This window comes from Actinosynnema sp. NPDC037264 (assembly GCF_055603705.1).
In genome coordinates this window covers 208,698-226,794 of the sequence record NZ_JBVJVK010000007.1, presented here as the reverse complement: position 1 = coordinate 226,794, position 18,097 = coordinate 208,698, and the positions used below count along the sequence as shown (strand labels likewise).

Here is an 18,097-nt window from a genome sequence, read left to right as displayed (position 1 = left end):
GGTGTTGCGCACCGCCCACGATCTTTGTTAGCACTCTCGGTCGAAGAGTGCCAACAGTGGTCCGCCTGCCGCCTCGGAGGTCGACTTGAGCAACCTGTCTTCCACCGCAACGCTTTCCCACCAGGCCGTCCGCGACCGGTTGCGCGTCGCGCTCGTCGCCCCACCGTACTTCGACGTGCCGCCCAAGGCCTACGGCGGCGTGGAGGCCGTCGTCGCCGATCTCGCCGACTCGCTCGTCGCCCGCGGTCACTCGGTGACCCTGCTCGGCGCGGGGCGACCCGGCACCAGGGCCCGGTTCGTCCCCGTCTGGGACCGCACGATCCCCGAACGCCTCGGCGAGCCGTTCCCCGAAGTCGTGCACGCGGCGGCGGTCCGCCGCGAGATCGCACGGCTCGCCGCCGCCGAGGGCCTGGACGTCGTGCACGACCACACCCTCGCCGGTCCGCTCAACGCGCCCGCGTTCGCCGCGATGGGCCTGCCGACCGTGGCCACCGTCCACGGCCCCGTCGACGCGGACCTGCGCCGCTACTACCGGGAACTGGGCGAGGACGTCGGTCTCGTCGCGATCAGCGACCGGCAGCGCGTGCTCGCGCCGGAGCTGAACTGGGTCGCCACCGTGCACAACGCGCTGCGCCTGCGCGACTGGCCGTTCCGCTCCCGGAAAGAGGACTACGCGTTGTTCCTCGGGCGCTTCCACCCGGACAAGGCGCCGCACCTGGCGCTGGAGGCCGCCCACGCCGCCGGTGTGCCGCTCGTCCTGGCGGGCAAGTGCGCCGAGCCGATCGAGAAGGAGTACTTCGAGGCCGAGGTCCGCCCCCGGCTGACCGAGCGCGACCACGTCTTCGGCGTCGCCGATGCGACCGAAAAGCGCAACCTCCTCTCCGCCGCGCGGTGTCTTCTGTTCCCGATCCGTTGGGAAGAGCCGTTCGGCATGGTGATGATCGAGGCGATGGCCTGCGGGACGCCGGTGGTGGCGCTGCGGGCGGGCGCGGTGCCGGAGGTGGTGGTGGACGGCGTGACCGGGTTGGTCCGGGACGATCCCGAGGAACTGGTGGCCGCGCTGCGCGACGTGCGCGACCTGGACCCGGCCGCCTGCCGGGCGCACGTCGCCGCGCGCTTCGACGTCGACGGCCTCGGCGCGGGCTACGAGGCCGCCTACCGGGCGGCGCTCGACACCGACGGCTCGCTCACCGCTCTGCGCCGCGACTACGCCGCGCTGGACAACGCGCTTGACCGGGTCTACCAGCGCAACACCGACGGCGGGCCCGCCCTGCACGCCTCGGGGGACCGCGCGTGACGGCCGACCTGCCACCGGAACCGCTCAACGCGGGCGAGCCGGCGTTCACCGGCGACGTCGGCGGCACCACGACGTTGGTCGAGGGCAGCACCTTCTGCCTCTCGACGGGCACCGGCGACATCGAGCCCGGCACGCCGCACGGCCTGTTCTTCCGCGACGCGCGCGTGGTGTCGCGCTGGCAGCTCCGGCTGGACGGCCGCACGCCGCACCCGCTGTCCGTCTCGCACCCGGAGGCGTTCGCCGCGCGGTTCGCGCTGCGCCGCCCACCCGCCGCCGGCCTCGCCGACAGCACCCTGCTGCTGGTGCGCGAACGGCTGGTCGGCGACGGGATGCGCGAGACGATCACGGTCGACAACCTGGGCCGGGAAGCCACCGCCGTGCGGCTGGAGCTGCACGTGGACGCCGACTTCGCCGACCTGTTCGCGGTCAAGGAGGGCCGGGTCGCGCACGGCGGTTCCGACACCACCGCCGCCGGGTCGGAACTCGTGCTGCGCGACCGCAAGGACGGCTCGCGCGGGGTGTCGGTCACCGCCACCGCCGAGCCCGTGGTGGTGCCGGGCGCGTTGAGCTGGCACGTGGTCGTGCCCGCCGGCGGCCGGTGGTCCACGGAGGTGGCCGTGCAGCCGACCGTGTCCGGCCGGCCGGTGCAGCCCCAGTTCCACCGCGGCGAGCGGATCGAGGCCAGCGGGCCCGCGCGCAAGATCCGGGCGTGGCGCGCGGCCAGCACGCTGGTCACCGCGAGCGACCCGGTGTTGACGGGGGTGTTGCGCCGCACGGAGAGCGACCTCGGCGCGCTCCAGATCCACGACCCGACGCGCGACGGCCGACCGTTCGTCGCCGCCGGCGCGCCCTGGTTCATGACCCTGTTCGGCCGCGACAGCCTGCTGACCGCGTGGATGGCGCTGCCGCTGGACGTCGGCCTGGCGCTGGGCACATTGCAGACCCTGGCCGAGACGCAGGGCAAGGTGGTCGACCCGCTGACCGAGGAGGAGCCCGGCCGCATCCTGCACGAGCTGCGGCTGGGTCCGGACAGCACGGCGGTGCTGGGCGGCAACCACTACTACGGCACGGTCGACGCCACGCCGCTGTTCGTGATGCTGCTGGCCGAGGTCTGGCGGTGGGGCGCGGACCCCGACGTGGTGCGCTCCCTGCTGCCCGCCGCCGACGCCGCGCTCGCGTGGGTCGACCGGTACGGCGACCGCGACGGCGACGGGTTCGTGGAGTACCGCCGGGCCACCGACCGGGGCCTGGCCAACCAGGGCTGGAAGGACAGCTTCGACGGCGTCAACGACGCCTCCGGCCGACCCGCCATCCCGGCGATCGCGCTGTGCGAGGTCCAGGGTTACGCGTACGCGGCGTTCCGGGCGCGGGCGGAGCTGGCCGAGGGGTTCGGCGACGAGGTCACCGCCGCCCGCCTGCGCCACCGCGCCGACGAGCTGCGCCACCGGTTCGCCGAGGCGTTCTGGCTGCCGGACCGGGGCTGGTACGCCATCGCGCTCGACGGCCGCAAGCAGCCCGTCGACGCGCTGACCAGCAACGTCGCCCACTGCCTGTGGTCGGGCATCGCGACCGACGAGCACGCGGCCGCGGTGATCCGGCGGCTGGCCGAGCCCGACATGGACACCGGCTACGGCCTGCGCACGCTCGCGTCCTCGATGGGCGCCTACAACCCGATGAGCTACCACAACGGTTCGGTCTGGCCGCACGACACGGCCATCGCGGTGGCCGGGCTGCTGCGCTACGCCCACCTGCCCGGCGCGGTCGACCTCGCCCACCGCCTGGCCGACGGCCTGCTGGACGCCGCCGCCGCGTTCGGCGGACGCCTGCCCGAGCTGTACTGCGGCTTCTCCCGCGACGACTTCAGCCCACCCGTGCCCTACCCGACGTCGTGCTCGCCGCAGGCGTGGGCCAGCGCGTCACCGCTGCTGCTGGTCCGCTCCTGCCTGGGCCTGGAGCCCCACGTGCCGAACAGGACGTTGACCACCGATCCGCACCTGCCACCGCGCTGGGGCGAGCTGACCCTGACCGACCTCAGGCTGGGCGACGAGACCGCGCACATCAGCGCGACCGGCGAGAAGGCCGCCGTCTCCGGCCTGTCAGCCGACTGGACCACCTGACCCGGCGCCGAGCCTGCCCCGCAGGTCGGCGATCTCGGCGCGCGCCGCGGCCAGCGCGTCCTCCAGCTCCAAGATGCGCGTGGTCGCGGCGAGCGAGTGGCCCTGGTCGAACAGCGCCCGCACCCGCTGCGCGAGTTCGAGCTGCCTGCGGCTGTAGCGGCGGTGCCCGGCCGCGGAGCGGTGCGGTCGCACCAGCTCGGCGGTGTCCAGGCTGCGCAGGAACGCCTGCCGCACGCCGAGCAGGTCGGCCGCCTGACCGATCGAGTAGGCCGGGAAGTCGACGTCGTCGAGTTCGTGCAGGGCCACGTCGGCTCCCTCCGCCACCGGGTACTTGACACTACCTACAGCGGTGGCTATAAGAAAGGTATATCGGTCAGTGACCAGGTGAACGCGGCCCGGGAGTGATCGACGTGATCGGCACGAGTGGCGTGTGGACCACCGGCTTCGCCGACGTGGTCCTGGCGGATCGGCAGTGGCTCGACGCCGAGTTCGCCGCGATCATCGCCGCCAACTTCCACGGCTCCACCGAGCACCGCCCCCGGTCCACCGCGCGGCTACCGTCCACCGACCCCGACCGGCCGGGTTCTCCCGCGGTCCATCCGCCCCACCGGGTCGACCCGCGCGAGCGATCCCCACCGCCGCGTCAGCGGTCCCTCCGCCACCCCACCTCTCGACAGTGACTGTTCGAACAGCGATCCGTGATCGATCCGAGGAGGTGATCCGGAGTGGGAGCGGGGGTCTTCACGGTGCTCGCACCACCGGTTTCCCGGGCGCGGTTGCCCGGCCCGCGCCTCGTGGCGCGATTCGCCGGGCGCCACGGGTTTGAGTCCCCCGATGGTGTGTGAATCCCCTGCTGAACGTCGCATCCGTCCGCCCGCTGCGACGCTGGTCGCAGCGGGCGGCGCCCTGCCCGCGCCGTTGTGCCCGCGCCGTTGTGGAGGATCACCGTGACCGAGAAGCCGTGGAACGACGTGCCCGATCAGCTGCGCACCGTCGAGCCCGAGCCCGACACCGGGATCATCGACGAGGAGGCCGCCGTCGGCCGGGCGAACGCCCCCGAGCCGCCGGAGGTGCCCGAGGCCGACCCGGCCGACGTCGCCGACCAGAACCGCGTCGTGCCGCTGCCCGACGACGGGCCGGAGGACGCCTGGTAGCTCACGCGGCCCCGGCTATCGCCTCGACCAACCGCGTGCCGTCCAGCAGCACGCGGTCGTTGTGGTCGGCCCCCGTGACCTCGACGGACCGCCCCCGTGCCGCCGCCGCCACCGCTCGGCTCTGCTCGGGCGGGACGATCGAGTCCGCCGTGCTGTAGACGACGGTGACCGGCGCGTCCACCCGCGCCACGAGCCGTTCGGTCGGGAACTCGTCCAGCAGCAGCCACCGGACCGGCAGGAACGGGTAGTGGCGCGCGCCGACCGAGGCGAGGTCCGTGAACGGCGACCGCAGCACCAACCCGGCCGGCGGGTGCTCGACCGCCAACTCCGCCACCACCGCCGACCCCAGGCTCTCGCCGAAGTAGATCAACCGGTCGGCCGGCACACCGGCGTCGCGGACCAGGTGCTCCCGGGCCGCGCGCACGTCCAGCGCCAGCCCGGCCTCCGTCGGATCGCCGGGGTTGCCGCCGTAACCCCGGTAGTCGATCAACAACACCGACAGCCCGCGCGCCGTCAACGCCCGGGCGAGCGGCAGGCGCAGCCGGCGGTTGCCCGCGTTGCCTGGCGCGACCAACACCGTCGCCCGCGCCGACTCCACGGGGAAGTGCCAAGCCGCCAACCCCAACCCGTCCGCCGTGGTCAACGTGACGTCCCGCCCGCCGTCCAACACCTCACCCGCACTCGGCAACGGCCCACCGGTCGGCAGGTAGATGAGCTTGCGCTGGAACGCGAACGCGCCACCGAACACCACGGTCACGATGATGGCCACCACCGCCACCACCGACAACACCCGCCTGCGCATCACCCCATCATCCGGGCCCGCGCGCCGCACGTTCCGCCGACAGGGCCGGCTATCGCCTACGTGGTCGACGTCGGAGCGGACGTGGTCGACGTGGTCGAGGTGGTGGGATCGGGGCGTTGGGTGAGCGTCGGCGTCGGCACCGGGTTCGCGGTGGACGTGACCAACGGCTGCGGCTCGTCCTGGGTGGTGACGCCGCACCCCGTGACCAGCGCCGACACGACCAGCGCCGACGCCGCCAGCAAGATCGTCACGACCTTCGTCCTCCCGCCCTCCGTCTTCCCGCCCTCCGTCTTCCCGCCCTCCGTCTTCCCGACCTTCATCCTCCGGCCTCCGGCAGCTCCACCACGAACCGGGCTCCGCCACCCGGCCGGTCCTCCACCCGCACCGTGCCACCGTGCCGCTGCACGTGCTGCGCGACCAGCGCCAACCCGAGCCCGCTCCCCGTGTCCGCGCCACGACGCCCGGCCCGCGCGCCCCGGTCGAAGCGGTCGAAGATGCGGTCGCGCAGTTCGGGCGGCACCCCGGGCCCGGCGTCGTCCACCTCGATCCGCGCCTTGCCGTCCCGCGCGAACACCCCGATCCGCACCACACCGCCCGCGTGCCGCTCGGCGTTGTCGAGCAGGTTGTCCACGGCGCGGTCCAGCCGGCGGCGGTCGCCGAGCACCCGCGGCGGCGGCGACCCGGTGTCCACCTCGACCGGACCACCCGGACGTGCCGCGACGACGTTGGCCACCAGCGTCGCCAGGTCGATCGTCTCCGACGTCGGGTCCTCGGCGCCCTGGTCGGCCCGGGAGATCTCCAGCAGGTCCACCACCATCCGCGCGAACCGGTCCACTTCGGACGTCAGCAGGTCGAGCGCCTTGCCCGCCGTGCCCGGCACTTCCACGCGGCGTCGGCGCAGGACCTCGGCGGCGTTGACCATGGTCGTCAACGGCGACCGCAACTCGTGGCTGACATCGCCCGCGAACCGCGCGTCCCGCCGCACCCGCTGCTCGAGCGCCTCGGCCGTCGCGTTGAACGTGGCGGCCAACGACGTCAGGTCGGGGTCGGTCTGGGTGGGCAACCGCGCCCCCAGGTCACCGCACGCGATCCGGGAGGCGGCCTTGGTCAGCTCGGTCAACGGCCGCAGCGCCCGCCGACTGGCCCACGAGCCCAGCGCCACCCCCAGCAAGCCGCTGACCACGGTGACCGCCACGAGCAGGGCGCTGAGGAAGCGGAACGTGCGGTCCAACTGCACCAGCGGCGCCAACTCGACGTAGGCCCCGTCGGTCGACTCGATGGGCAACGTCACCGCCAGCACCGGGATGCCGTCCACCACGAGCCGCTGCGCGGCGGGCGTGCCCTCCCTGCCCAGGTCGACCAGCCTCCGGGGCAACGCCCGCGCGTCCACCTGCCGCCCGCTGGTCAGCACCTGGCCGTCGTGGAACAGCAGCACGGTCGAGTCGGGCCCCGTGGTCAGCCCGGTCAACAACCCGGTCAACCCGTCCGAGCCACTGCTCAACGCCGCGTCGACCAACCTCACGTTCACCTCGGCCTGCCGCACCGCGCTCTGCTCCCGCTGGCGCAACATGTAGCCGGCCGTGAGATTCCAAACCGCCACCGCCACCGCACTGGTCAACAACACCGACCCGAGCCCCATGACCAACGCGACCCGCCACCGCAACGAGAACCGACGCATCAGCCCTCACTCCCGCCCGCCCACAACGCCCCCGCCGCGCACCCACCGGACGCACCACACCCCACCCGCCCACAACGGACCCGCAGCATCCCCACCGAGGCCCGATTTGACATGGGTTCGGGTGCCATAGGCTGGTCGAAGCCGGGCAGGCTTGGCGGACGCTTTTCCCGCCAGGCCTGCCCGGCTTTGGCCTGCCTGGGGTGCCCGTAAGGGCCCCATGTCAAATCGAGCCGGACTGAAATCGTCGATCCGAGCCAGCCTCAACCACCGCACCTGCACCAGATTGCCGGACACCGGACCACCCCGCCGGGGATCGCAAGCTGATCGCAAGGTTCGACGCGGGCGTTTCCGAGCCACCGCCTCCCGCACCACCACAAGAATCCCGGGTTGCCCCACCCCGCCCCACCACCCCGCCCCACCACCCGCACCACCACCCCGCACCACACCCGACGAGGAAGTCGATCCCCGCACTGTGACCGCCATCCCCGGTGACCACCACGTGTCCGCGCTCGTCCTGATCTGCGACCACTGCGGACGTGTGCACAACCGGCCCGATGAGGCCGCCACCAGATGGCCGGCGCTCTGGGCACAGGCCGTCGCCGCGGGCTGGCACGGCCTGGACCGCCCGGTCGGCCCTCACTTCTGCTTCCGCTGCACCGACTGACGGGCCACTCCCTCCCACCTCGCCCGGCCGCTCCCTCGCCACCGCTCCCTCCCCACCGCGGCCTCACCGCACCCCAGGCGACCTCCACCCCATCACCGCCCGCCTACGGCCCTCCTCCGCCCAACCCCGGATACAGTACGGGGGTAGGGTGCGCGCCTGGCCCCTCCGTGGGTGACGCCAGTCACCCCACCTGACGTCCGAGTTGACTCAGGTACCCCCCAGGGGTATGAATATCCCTGACGGGCACGCAACAGGTGACCGAAGGGAGTGGACATGCGGGGTTACACCTCCGGCAAGGACGACGTCCTCAAGCGCTTGCGCCGGGTCGAGGGGCAGGTCCGCGGGCTGCAGCGGATGGTCGAGGACGACGAGTACTGCATCGACGTCCTGACCCAGATCGCCGCGGCGACCAAGGCGCTCCAGGCGGTCTCCCTCGGTCTGCTCGACGAGCACCTGAAGCACTGCGTAGCGGACGCCCTCACCCAGGGTGGCGAGAACGCCGACGCCAAGGTCCGCGAGGCGAGCGACGCGATCGCCCGCCTGGTGCGTTCCTAGCGGCTGCGCACGCCACCCGAGTCACACCGGATCAACGAACCAGGAGCACCCGATGGCCGAGTCCACTTTCACCGTCACCGGCATGACCTGCGGCCACTGCGTCGCCTCCGTGACCGAAGAGGTCACCAAGATCGACGGCGTGACCGGCGTGAACGTCGACCTGCCGACGGGCGCGGTCAAGGTGACCAGCGCCGCCCCGGTCGCCGAGGCGGACGTCCGCGCGGCCGTCGAGGAAGCGGGCTACGCCCTCGCGGGCTGACCCACGACCACCCCGATCAATCCCGACCAGGACCTGATCACGGCACAGCAGCCGAACCCCGGAGCCCGTCGGACGTGACGGGCTCCACCAGTCTCGAGGACTGACCAATGAACACAGCAGCGAAGCTCTCCGCCTACGGTGCGGTACTCGCCCTGGTCGCCGGTGGCGCCTGGGCGGCCGGTAGCGCTGTCGGTCCCTTCGCCGTCGAAGCCGCTCCGAGCGGCCACGACGACACGTCCGGTGCTGAGGGCGCCGGCCACGGGGACGACCACAGCGGCACCGTCGCGGAGACCGCGCGCAACGACCAGCCCGCGGGGCTGGCGTCGTCCAGGGGCGGTTACACCCTCACGCCCACCGACACGACGCTGACCACGGGAACCGACTCCTTCTCCTTCCGCATCCTCGGCCCCGACGGCGCGGCGGTCACCGCCTACGACGTCGAGCACGACAAGCGGATGCACCTCATCGCCGTCCGCCGCGACACCTCCAACTTCCGGCACGTCCACCCCGAGATGGCGCCTGACGGCACGTGGACCGTGCCGCTGGACCTGCCCGACGCCGGCAGCTACCGCGTGTTCGCCGACTTCAAGCCCACCGGTGGCGAAGGGGTCACGCTCGGTGTCGACGTCAACGCGGCGGGTGCGTTCGAACCGCGCGCCCACGAGCCGTCGCGCGTCGCCGAGGTCGACGGCTACCAGGTCCGCCTCGACGGCGACCTCGTGCCCGGCAAGGCCTCGCCGGTGCGGCTGACCGTGAGCAAGGACGGCGTGCCGGTCACCGACCTGCAGCCCTACCTGGCGGCGTACGGTCACCTGGTGGCGTTGCGCGAGGGCGACCTGGCCTACCTCCACGTGCACCCCGAGGGCGCTCCCGGTGACGGCAGGACACCCGCCGGCCCGGAGATCGCATTCGTCGCCGAGGTGCCGTCGGCCGGTGGCTACCGGCTGTTCCTGGACTTCCAGCACGACGGCGTCGTGCGCACGGCCGAGTTCACCGTGGGCACCGACGGCGCCCACGCCGAAGGGGCGGAGGAGGAGCACGGCCATGGCTGACACCCGGATCGAACTGGCGATCACCGGCATGACCTGCGCCTCGTGCGCGGCCCGGATCGAGCGCAAGCTGAACAAGCTCGACGGCGTGACCGCGACGGTGAACTACGCGACCGAGAAGGCGCGCGTCACGTTCCCCGCCGACCTCGACCCCCGGACCCTGGTCGAGCAGGTCGAGGCAGCCGGCTACCAAGCCGCCCTGCCCCCGCCCACCCCCTCGACCGACACCCCGGACACCCCCAACGACCCGACCGCCAACGACCCGACCGCCGTGCTCCGGCAGCGGCTGCTCGTGTCCGCGGTCCTCTCCGTCCCGGTGATCCTGCTCGCCATGGTCCCGGCGCTGCAGTTCACCTACTGGCAGTGGATCTCCCTCACGCTGGCGGCGCCGGTGCTGGTCTGGGGCGCGTGGCCGTTCCACCGCGCCGCGTGGGCGAACCTGCGCCACGGCGCGGCCACCATGGACACGCTGATCTCGATGGGCACGATCGCGGCGTTCGCCTGGTCGTTGTACGCGCTGCTGTTCGGCACCGCGGGCACGCCCGGCATGACACACCCGTTCGAGCTGACGATCTCGCGCACCGACGGCGCCGGCGCGATCTACCTGGAGGTCGCGGCCGGGGTGACGACGTTCATCCTGGCGGGCCGCTACTTCGAGGCCCGGTCGAAGCGCCGTGCCGGCGCCGCCCTCCGCGCGTTGCTCGAACTCGGCGCGAAGGACGTCGCCGTGCTCCGCGACGGGCGCGAGGTCCGCGTCCCGATCGGCGAGCTCGCGGTCGGCGACCGGTTCGTGGTCCGGCCGGGGGAGAAGATCGCCACCGACGGCGTGGTGGCCGAGGGCAGTTCGGCGGTCGACGCGAGCATGCTGACCGGCGAGTCGGTGCCGGTCGAGGTCGGTCCCGGTGACGCGGTGGTCGGCGCGACCGTCAACGCGGGTGGTCGGCTGGTGGTCCGCGCCACGCGGATCGGCAGCGACACCCAGCTGGCGCAGATGGCCAAGCTGGTCGAGGACGCGCAGAACGGCAAGGCGCAGGCGCAACGGCTCGCCGACCGGATCTCGGCGATCTTCGTGCCCGTCGTGATCGCCCTCTCGGTCGGCACCCTGGCGTTCTGGCTCGGCGCGGGCGGTGGCGTGTCGGGCGCGTTCACGGCGGCCGTCGCGGTGCTGATCATCGCGTGCCCGTGCGCCTTGGGCCTGGCCACGCCGACCGCGCTGCTGGTCGGCACCGGGCGCGGCGCGCAGCTGGGCATCCTGATCAAGGGGCCGGAGGTGCTGGAGTCGACCCGGCGCGTCGACACCGTGGTGCTGGACAAGACCGGCACCGTCACCACCGGGCGGATGAGCCTGGTGTCGGTGCACACCGCCCCCGGCGTCGACGAGGACGAGGTGCTGCGGCTGGCCGGTGCGCTGGAGCACGCCTCCGAGCACCCGATCGCCAAGGCCGTCGCGGCCGGTGCCCTCGAGCGGACGGGCGAGCTGCCCGAGGTCGAGGGCTTCCAGAACCTCGAAGGACTGGGCGTGCAGGGCGTGGTCGACGGGCACGCGCTGATCGTGGGGCGTGAGCGCCTGCTGGCCGAGTGGAGCGTCCACCTGGACGGTCCGCTGGCCGAGGCCAAGCGTGCGGCGGAGGAGAAGGGGCGCACCGCGGTCCTGGTGGCGTGGGACGGCGAGGCGCGAGCGGTCCTGGTCGTGTCGGACACCGTGAAGCCCACGTCCGTCGAAGCGGTCCGCCAGTTCCGCGCGCTCGGCCTGACCCCGGTGCTGCTGACCGGTGACAACGAGGCGGCGGCCCGCGCGGTCGCGGCCGAGGTCGGGATCACCGAGGTCATCGCCGAGGTGCTGCCGAAGGACAAGGTGGACGTGGTCGCCCGGCTCCAGGGCGAGGGCAAGGTCGTGGCGATGGTCGGTGACGGCGTGAACGACGCCGCCGCCCTCGCGAAGGCCGACCTCGGCCTGGCCATGGGCACCGGCACCGACGCCGCGATCGAGGCGAGCGACCTGACGCTCGTGCGGGGTGACCTGCGTGCGGCGGCGGACGCGATCCGGCTGTCCCGGCGGACCCTCGCCACGATCAAGGGCAACCTGTTCTGGGCGTTCGCGTACAACGTCGCCGCGCTGCCGCTGGCGGCGGCCGGGCTGCTCAACCCGATGATCGCGGGTGCCGCGATGGCGTTCTCGTCGGTGTTCGTGGTGTCGAACAGCCTGCGGCTGCGCGGGTTCCGCAGCACCGCGACCACCGACTCGCGGCCGAGCCGTTCGGCGGAGTCGGCGCAGGACAAGGTGCCCGCCGCCGTCTGACCGCGCCGCACCGTGGCCCGGAGCCGAACGTGGCTCCGGCCCACTTCACGTGCACCTGAGGGTTGAACTCGAGGGCCTGAGCGTTCGACACGCAGGATCTGAGCGTTCGACACGCGGGGCTTGAACGTTCGACACACGGGTCAGTGCGGGGGTCGCCAGAGCGGGCGCAGGAGCGGGCCGCCCTCGGGGAGGGCGATCGGGGCCCCGGACGGGGTGAAGCCGTGCCGGGCGTAGAGCGCGGCGCTGCGCGCAGTGCTCGCCTCCAGGTACACCGGTTGGCGCTCGGCGTCGGCGCGGCTGAGGCGGTGGCGCAGGATGGCGCTGCCCACGCCGAGCCCCCGGCTCTCCGGCACCACCGCCATCGACGCCAGGTACAGGTGCGGCACGTCGGGGTGGGGGAGCGCGACCGCCGCCGCCATCCGCCGCAACGCCGGGTTCGCCCGGGCCTGTTCCGCCAAGGCGTCCGCCTGCCGCCGCAAGGGTTCGGCCGACTCCACCGCCATCCACGTGGACACGCCGACGACCACCCCGTCACGTTCGGCGACCACCACCTCCTGTTCGGTCAACGCGCGGGCCAGCCACTCGCGGAACAGCTCGGTGAAGTCGTGGCCGGTCATCGCCCACGCGGTCACCGCCTCGTCCGCGCACGCGGCCGCGAACACGGGGGCGATCCGGTCCAGCTCATCGACATCGGCGATTCTTTGTACGCTGTACACAAGAACAGTGTTTCCCAACGCCCAAGCATGTTCGACGGTATACGTCACACAACAGCAGCGTGACGAAAAGGAGGTCGACCGTGCGTTGCGCGCACTGCGGCACCGAACTCGCGCCGCCCACCCGGGGCCGACCGCGGCGGTACTGCGGCCGGGCCTGCCAGGCACGGGCCTACCGCGCGCGCAAGGACGGCGCGCACCCTCGACGGTCCTTTGTGGACAAAGTGCCCGCAGTGCCGCTCGACCGCGACCTGGTGGTCCGCACCGCCATCCAGCTCGCCGACGCCGAAGGGCTCGCCACCGTCTCGATGCGACTCGTCGCCGCCCGGCTCGGCACCTCCACGATGTCCTTGTACCACCACGTGTCCGGCAAGGACGACCTCGTCACGGCCATGGTCGACACCGTCCTCGCCGAGCACCGCCCACCCCCGCCCGACGCGACCGGCTGGCGCGCCCTGCTCGAACACGAGGCCCGCGAGGAGTGGGCGCTCTACCAACGGCACCCGTGGTCGCTGACCGCCCTCGCCACCACCCGCCCGCCACTGGGCCGCTCGCTCCTGGAGACCGTGGACCGCTTCCTCTCCGCCCTCGCCCTCGACCACCGCACCGCGCTCCCGGTGTACCTGCTGGTGAGCGGGTACGTGCAGGGCACAGCCCTGATGGCGGTGGCCGAGTTCGAGGCGGCCCGGGACACCGGCGTCAGCTCGCGCAGCTGGTGGCAGGCCCGGCTCGGCCGCCTCGGGGGCGTGGTCGGCTCGAACCGCTACCCCTGGCTCACCGAACTGGCCGCCGCCGACCCGCCGACCACCGCCGACCTGGACGGCTGGTTCGACTTCGGCCTGCACCGGGTCCTGGACGGCATCGCCGTCTTCCTCGAACCCGACGACCCCAACGCCCTCAACGAACCCGACAACACCCACGAGCCCCACAAACTCGACAACACCCACGAACCCCACAACACCGGACCCAACCCCCACGAACCCGGCTCACGCATGCCCGATCGCCGAGGTTGACTCACGCACGACCAACCGGCACGGCTGCCGGATCACCCCCGACGGCCGCCTCCCGTCCAACGCGTCGAACAGGTACCGCGCCGCCGTCGTGCCCAACCGCTCCAAGTCCAGGTCCACGGTCGTCAACGGCGGCCGGCAGTCGGCGGCGAAGTCCTCCCAGTTGTCGTAGCCGACGATCGCCACGTCCTCCGGTATCCGCTTCCCCAAGCGGGACAACGTGTCCGCGACCCCCGTCGCGATCTGGTCGTTGCCGCAGAACACCGCGTCCACCTCGGGATCGGTGGCCAGCAGCATCCGGGCCGCGTGCCGTCCCCAGCGCTGCGACCACTCGCCGTACAGCGGCGCGCCGCCCGCCAGCCCCAACCCGTGCTCGGCGAGCACCCGGTGCAACGCGGTCACGCGGTCACGGGCCGCGCGATACGTCTGCGGCCCGGTGATGTGGCCGATCCGCTTGCGCTGCAACGACACCAGGTGCTCCACCGCCAGGCGCGCGCCGCCCTCGTCGTCGGCGATCACCGACAGGTCGTCCGGGTCGCTGGACTCGCAGTAGACGTACACGACCGGCACCGGGATGTCGCGGGTCAGCGACGGCCGGATGTCGTTGTCGTCGCCCAGGATGATGAACCCGTCGACCTGCCTGGCCAGCAGCGTGCTGATGTAGTGCCGGCGCCGGATCGCGTCACCGCGCGCGTCGCACAGCAGCACCGACATCTGCTCGTTGGCCAACGCGTTCTCCACCCCCAGCAGGATCGGGATGGCGAACCGGCCGCCGAGCTCGTCGGTGAGCAGGCCGATGGTGCGCGTCCGCCCCGAGATCAACCCGCGCGCCAGGGCGTTGGGCTGGAACGACAACTCGGCGGCGGCCCGCAGCACGCGCTCGCGGGTGGCGGGCGCGACCTCGTCCCTGGCGTTGATGGCCTTGGACGCGGTGGAGATCGAGACGCCGGCCAGCCGCGCCACGTCGCTGAGGGTCACCGCGTCGGACCGCCGTCTGCCCATCGAAAGCCTTTCGAAAAGTTTGTCGAACGCCGAATCGATTGTAGGCGCTCTTCACGACCATGAACCGCCATCGTGGACGACGTTTCCGAGACACCACAAGGACGATTGCCGAAAAGGTTTTCGGCTGCCAGAGTGCTGGACGAGCACACCGGACCGCGGGAGGTTGGGATGCCAGTGACGTCGCCGGACACCACTGCCGTCGGGGGACGTCCCGTCGTGCCGTCGCGGGGGAAGCTGCGCCCGCTCGGCCAGGACGAGGTCCGCATCACCGGCGGTTTCTGGCGGGCCCGCCAGGACGTCAACGCCACCGCCACCATCCCGCACGCCCGGTCGTGGATGGACCGGCTCGGCTGGACCGGCAACTTCGCGGGCCCCGACGCCGGCTCCGCCACCCGCCGCGGCCGGGAGTTCACCGACTCCGAGGTCTACAAGCTGCTGGAGGCGATGTCCTGGGAGGTCGGCCGCACGGGTGCGCCCGGCGCCCTCGACGCGCAGATCACCGAGCTGACCGGCGCGATCGCGGCGGCCCAGGCGGCGGACGGCTACCTGCACACCGCGTTCGGCCGCCCGGGCCAACCCGCCCGGTACAGCGACATGCTGTGGGGCCACGAGCTCTACTGCACCGGGCACCTGCTGCAAGCCGCCGTCGCGCGGGCCCGCACCCGCGGCGGTGACGACGACCCGCTCCTGGCCGTGGCCCGCCGCGCCGCCGACCACGTCTGCGAGGCGTTCGGACCCGACGGCACGCCCGGCGTCTGCGGCCACCCCGAGATCGAGCTGGGCCTCGTGGAGCTGGCCCGCCTCACCGGCGAGCAGCGCTACCTGGACCAAGCCGCCCTCTTCGTCGAACGCCGCGGCCACCGGACGTTGCCGCGCCACCACTTCGGCTGGTCGTACTTCAGCGACGACCGGCCCGTCCGGCAGGCGGAAGTCCTGCACGGCCACGCCGTGCGCGCGCTCTACCTGGCCGCCGGCGCGGTGGACGTCGCGGTCGAGACGGGCGACGACGAGCTGCTCCAGAGCGTCGCCGCCCAGTTCGACCGCACGTTGGCCCGGCGCACGTACCTCACCGGCGGCATGGGCTCGCGGCACGCCGACGAGGCGTTCGGCGACGACTTCGTGCTGCCGTCGGACCGCGCGTACTCCGAGACGTGCGCCGGGGTGGCCGCGATCATGCTGGCCTGGCGGCTGCTGCTGGCCACCGGCGACGGTCGCTACGACGAGGTGATCGAGCGGATCCTCTACAACGTCGTCGCGACCGCGATCGGCGACGACGGCCGGTCCTTCTTCTACGCGCACACCCTGCACCAGCGCACGCCCACCGCCGCGTTGGCGCGGGACGAGGAGCAGTTGGGGTTCGGCGGCGGGCCGCGGGCGCCGTGGTTCGAGGTGTCGTGCTGCCTGCCGAACGCGGCACGCCTGCTGGCCGGGCTCTCGTGCTACCTCGTCACGGCCGACGACACGGGCGTGCGGCTGCACCAGTACGTCGACGCCGAGGTCTCCACCCGGCTCGACGACGGCCGCGAGGTGGGCTTGCAGGTGCGCACCGGTCTCCCCGACGAGGGCGCGGTGGCCGTGCGCGTGACCAAGACCGACGACCAGCCGTGGTCGATCACCCTGCGGGTGCCGCGGTGGGCGGTGGGCGCGGAGCTCGTCACCACCCACGGGCGGCGGCAGGTGCCGGTGGGCGACATCGTGGTGTACCGGTCGTTCGCGGTCGGCGAGGAGATCCGGCTGGAGCTGCCGACCCGGCCCCGCTTCACCGCGCCGGACCCGAGGATCGACGCGACGCGCGGCTGCGTGGCCGTGGAACGCGGGCCGCTGGTGTACTGCGCCGAGTCCGACGGCGACGCCGACCTCGACGCGCTGCGCGTGGACGACACCGTGCCGCCGGTCGACGCGGAGGCGGGCGTCGAGGTCCAGGCCCGGTTCGACGCGCCGCGCCCGGACGCGTGGCCCTACGGACCGCCGGAGCCGACCGACGGCGCCACCGGGCCGACCACCCCGCTGACCCTCGTGCCGTACCACCGCTGGGCGCGCGGCGGCCCTTCGACCATGCGGGTCTGGCTGCCCAGGACCTGACCGACCCGGGACCCGACCGCCGCAGACCCGACCGACGCAGGACCCCGACCGACGCAGGACCCCGACCGACGCAGGACCCCGACCGACCACCACCTGATGACCCACCCGGACCGTGCTCAAAGGAGAGACCGGTGAAAACCAGAGGGCTTCGCATTGCCTCCGCCGTGGCGGCGGGTGTGCTGGTGCTGGCCGCGTGCGGCGACCAGCGGGCCGAGGGCCCGGCGGGCGCGGACGACGGCGCGGTGCTGACGCTGTGGACCCGCGCGGCGACCGAATCAGTCTCCAAGGCCTACGCCGACGCCTACAACGCCACCCACCGCAACAAGGTGGAGGTGACCGCCTACCCGAACGAGGAGTACCCGGCCAAGCTCGCGTCGGCGGCGGGCGCGAAGTCGCTGCCCGACCTGTTCGCGGCCGACGTGGTGTTCGCGCCCCAGTACGCCTCGCAGGGCCTGTGGGCCGACGTCACCGAGCGGCTCGCCGCGCTGCCCGTGAAGGACCGGCTCGCGCCGTCGCACCTGAAGGCCGGCACGTGGGAAGGCGCGAACTTCGCGTTGCCGCACACGATCGACCTGTCCGTGCTGCTGTACAACAAAGACCTCTACGCCAAGGCGGGCCTCGACCCGGAGCAGCCGCCGCGCACCCTGCGCGAGTTCGCCGACCACGCCCGCAAGGTCGACCAGCTCGGCGGTGACGTCAACGGCACGTACTTCGGCGGCAACTGCGGCGGGTGCGTCGAGTTCACGCTGTGGCCGTCGGTCTGGGCGGCGAACGGCGACGTGCTCGACCCCGAGGGTGAGGAGGCGAGGGTCGACTCGCCGGAGATGGCCGACGTGTTCGCCCTCTACCGCGAGCTGTACGAGCAGGGCGTGGCCGCGCCCGCGTCGAAGGACGAGGCCGGTCCCACCTGGCTCGGCGCGTTGCAGAGCGGGAACGTCGGCATCGCGCCGGCGCCGTCGGTCTGGCTGGACGCGCTGGAGCAGAAGGGCCTGAAGCTGGGCGTGGCCCCGATCAGCGGGCTCGCCGGCGGCGAGTCGACCTTCGTCGGCGGTGACGCGCTCGGCATCGGCGCGACCTCGGAGAAGGCCGAGCAGGCGTGGGACTTCCTGTCCTGGACCACGTCCGACGAGGCGCAGGTCGAGGTCGTCGCCAAGAACAAGGGCGTGCCGACCCGCACCGACCTGGCGGAGAACAAGTACTCCTCGGCCGACCCGCGCACCGTGCTGGTCAACGGCCTGGTGGCCAAGGGCCGCACGCCGTACGCGCGCAACTTCAACGTCTCGTTCAACGACCCGCAGAGCCCGTGGCTGCAAACCGTCCGGGGCGCGCTGTTCGGTGACGCGGGCACGGCGCTGGCCGACGGCAACACCGCCATCACCAAGTCGCTCCAGCAGGGCTGAGCAGCCACCGGAGGCT

General features: G+C 72.9%; 18 protein-coding genes. 12 read left to right on the top strand and 6 right to left on the bottom strand.

All coding sequences use genetic code 11. The features are described 5' to 3' along the window. The first annotated feature begins 85 nt into the window (after positions 1 to 85). The gene (locus ACZ7GX_RS11955; RefSeq protein WP_498775626.1) at positions 86 to 1,297 is read left to right on the top strand and encodes a glycosyltransferase family 4 protein; all 1,212 of its coding nucleotides are present in this window, start codon (positions 86 to 88) and stop codon (positions 1,295 to 1,297) included. An 8-nt stretch (positions 1,298 to 1,305) separates the two neighbouring features. Next, a complete protein-coding gene (locus ACZ7GX_RS11950; RefSeq protein WP_498775695.1) occupies positions 1,306 to 3,414 on the top strand; it encodes an amylo-alpha-1,6-glucosidase in 2,109 nt (702 codons plus the stop codon). Here the strand turns inward: ACZ7GX_RS11950 and ACZ7GX_RS11945 are convergent. Next, positions 3,394 to 3,720, bottom strand: coding sequence for a helix-turn-helix domain-containing protein (locus tag ACZ7GX_RS11945; RefSeq protein ID WP_498775624.1), 327 nt, complete (start codon positions 3,718 to 3,720; stop codon positions 3,394 to 3,396). The two genes, ACZ7GX_RS11950 and ACZ7GX_RS11945, sit on opposite strands and share 21 nt — an antisense overlap. A 104-nt stretch (positions 3,721 to 3,824) precedes the next feature. Here ACZ7GX_RS11945 and ACZ7GX_RS11940 point away from each other — a divergent pair, with 104 nt between their 5' ends. Together ACZ7GX_RS11940 and ACZ7GX_RS11935 are read left to right on the top strand one after the other, a co-directional pair. After that, positions 3,825 to 4,094, top strand: coding sequence for a hypothetical protein (locus ACZ7GX_RS11940; protein WP_498775622.1), 270 nt, complete (start codon positions 3,825 to 3,827; stop codon positions 4,092 to 4,094). 267 nt (positions 4,095 to 4,361) lie between these two features. Then, positions 4,362 to 4,568 carry a hypothetical protein gene (locus ACZ7GX_RS11935; RefSeq protein WP_498775620.1) on the top strand — a complete coding sequence of 69 codons (207 nt, stop codon included), beginning with the start codon at positions 4,362 to 4,364 and terminating at the stop codon, positions 4,566 to 4,568. 1 nt (position 4,569) lies between these two features. On the opposite strand, the gene ACZ7GX_RS11930 is transcribed toward ACZ7GX_RS11935, so the two are convergent. The 3 genes from ACZ7GX_RS11930 to ACZ7GX_RS11920 all read right to left on the bottom strand — a co-directional run bounded on the left by ACZ7GX_RS11930 (position 4,570) and on the right by ACZ7GX_RS11920 (position 7,048). Further along, entirely contained in the window at positions 4,570 to 5,370 is an 801-nt protein-coding gene (locus ACZ7GX_RS11930; RefSeq protein ID WP_498775618.1) for an alpha/beta hydrolase, read from the bottom strand. Positions 5,371 to 5,426: 56 nt separating this feature from the next. Next, complete coding sequence (locus ACZ7GX_RS11925) at positions 5,427 to 5,621, bottom strand: hypothetical protein (RefSeq protein WP_498775616.1); 195 nt, start codon at positions 5,619 to 5,621, stop codon at positions 5,427 to 5,429. A 65-nt stretch (positions 5,622 to 5,686) separates the two neighbouring features. Beyond that, entirely contained in the window at positions 5,687 to 7,048 is a 1,362-nt protein-coding gene (locus ACZ7GX_RS11920; RefSeq protein WP_498775614.1) for a HAMP domain-containing sensor histidine kinase, read from the bottom strand. A 472-nt stretch (positions 7,049 to 7,520) separates the two neighbouring features. Here ACZ7GX_RS11920 and ACZ7GX_RS11915 point away from each other — a divergent pair, with 472 nt between their 5' ends. The 5 genes from ACZ7GX_RS11915 to ACZ7GX_RS11895 all read left to right on the top strand — a co-directional run bounded on the left by ACZ7GX_RS11915 (position 7,521) and on the right by ACZ7GX_RS11895 (position 11,874). Beyond that, a complete protein-coding gene (locus ACZ7GX_RS11915; protein ID WP_498775612.1) occupies positions 7,521 to 7,712 on the top strand; it encodes a hypothetical protein in 192 nt (63 codons plus the stop codon). Positions 7,713 to 7,985: 273 nt separating this feature from the next. Continuing rightward, complete coding sequence (locus tag ACZ7GX_RS11910) at positions 7,986 to 8,267, top strand: metal-sensitive transcriptional regulator (RefSeq protein ID WP_498775610.1); 282 nt, start codon at positions 7,986 to 7,988, stop codon at positions 8,265 to 8,267. Positions 8,268 to 8,319: 52 nt separating this feature from the next. Next, positions 8,320 to 8,526: a heavy-metal-associated domain-containing protein gene (locus ACZ7GX_RS11905; RefSeq protein ID WP_498775608.1), complete on the top strand. Its 207-nt coding sequence runs from the start codon at positions 8,320 to 8,322 to the stop codon at positions 8,524 to 8,526. Positions 8,527 to 8,633: 107 nt separating this feature from the next. Further along, entirely contained in the window at positions 8,634 to 9,578 is a 945-nt protein-coding gene (locus ACZ7GX_RS11900) for a DUF8832 domain-containing protein (RefSeq protein WP_498775606.1), read from the top strand. Next, a complete protein-coding gene (locus ACZ7GX_RS11895; protein WP_498775604.1) occupies positions 9,571 to 11,874 on the top strand; it encodes a heavy metal translocating P-type ATPase in 2,304 nt (767 codons plus the stop codon). Before ACZ7GX_RS11900 ends, ACZ7GX_RS11895 begins: the two co-directional genes overlap by 8 nt. 140 nt (positions 11,875 to 12,014) lie before the next feature. Here ACZ7GX_RS11895 and ACZ7GX_RS11890 read toward each other — a convergent pair whose 3' ends face one another. Then, positions 12,015 to 12,590, bottom strand: a complete 576-nt coding sequence (locus ACZ7GX_RS11890; RefSeq protein WP_498775602.1) for a GNAT family N-acetyltransferase — start codon at positions 12,588 to 12,590, stop codon at positions 12,015 to 12,017. Positions 12,591 to 12,820: 230 nt separating this feature from the next. Here ACZ7GX_RS11890 and ACZ7GX_RS11885 point away from each other — a divergent pair, with 230 nt between their 5' ends. Beyond that, complete coding sequence (locus ACZ7GX_RS11885; protein WP_498775600.1) at positions 12,821 to 13,600, top strand: TetR/AcrR family transcriptional regulator; 780 nt, start codon at positions 12,821 to 12,823, stop codon at positions 13,598 to 13,600. On the opposite strand, the gene ACZ7GX_RS11880 is transcribed toward ACZ7GX_RS11885, so the two are convergent. Next, positions 13,574 to 14,599: a LacI family DNA-binding transcriptional regulator gene (locus tag ACZ7GX_RS11880; RefSeq protein ID WP_498775598.1), complete on the bottom strand. Its 1,026-nt coding sequence runs from the start codon at positions 14,597 to 14,599 to the stop codon at positions 13,574 to 13,576. The genes ACZ7GX_RS11885 and ACZ7GX_RS11880 overlap by 27 nt on opposite strands. A 168-nt stretch (positions 14,600 to 14,767) precedes the next feature. Between ACZ7GX_RS11880 and ACZ7GX_RS11875 the strand changes: the two genes are divergently transcribed. Together ACZ7GX_RS11875 and ACZ7GX_RS11870 are read left to right on the top strand one after the other, a co-directional pair. After that, positions 14,768 to 16,681, top strand: coding sequence for a glycoside hydrolase family 127 protein (locus ACZ7GX_RS11875; protein WP_498775596.1), 1,914 nt, complete (start codon positions 14,768 to 14,770; stop codon positions 16,679 to 16,681). A 131-nt stretch (positions 16,682 to 16,812) separates the two neighbouring features. Beyond that, positions 16,813 to 18,081: an ABC transporter substrate-binding protein gene (locus tag ACZ7GX_RS11870; RefSeq protein WP_498775594.1), complete on the top strand. Its 1,269-nt coding sequence runs from the start codon at positions 16,813 to 16,815 to the stop codon at positions 18,079 to 18,081. The last annotated feature ends 16 nt before the right edge of the window (positions 18,082 to 18,097 follow it).

Excerpts from the sequence above, each read along its gene's own strand:
- ACZ7GX_RS11910 (WP_498775610.1), top strand. The coding sequence starts at position 7,986 with ATGCGGGGTTACACCTCCGGCAAGGACGACGTCCTCAAGCGCTTGCGC.
- ACZ7GX_RS11875 (WP_498775596.1), top strand. The coding sequence starts at position 14,768 with ATGCCAGTGACGTCGCCGGACACCACTGCCGTCGGGGGACGTCCCGTC.
- ACZ7GX_RS11920 (WP_498775614.1), bottom strand. The coding sequence starts at position 7,048 with ATGCGTCGGTTCTCGTTGCGGTGGCGGGTCGCGTTGGTCATGGGGCTC.
- ACZ7GX_RS11900 (WP_498775606.1), top strand. The coding sequence starts at position 8,634 with ATGAACACAGCAGCGAAGCTCTCCGCCTACGGTGCGGTACTCGCCCTG.
- ACZ7GX_RS11930 (WP_498775618.1), bottom strand. The coding sequence starts at position 5,370 with ATGCGCAGGCGGGTGTTGTCGGTGGTGGCGGTGGTGGCCATCATCGTG.
- ACZ7GX_RS11905 (WP_498775608.1), top strand. The coding sequence starts at position 8,320 with ATGGCCGAGTCCACTTTCACCGTCACCGGCATGACCTGCGGCCACTGC.
- ACZ7GX_RS11880 (WP_498775598.1), bottom strand. The coding sequence starts at position 14,599 with ATGGGCAGACGGCGGTCCGACGCGGTGACCCTCAGCGACGTGGCGCGG.
- ACZ7GX_RS11895 (WP_498775604.1), top strand. The coding sequence starts at position 9,571 with ATGGCTGACACCCGGATCGAACTGGCGATCACCGGCATGACCTGCGCC.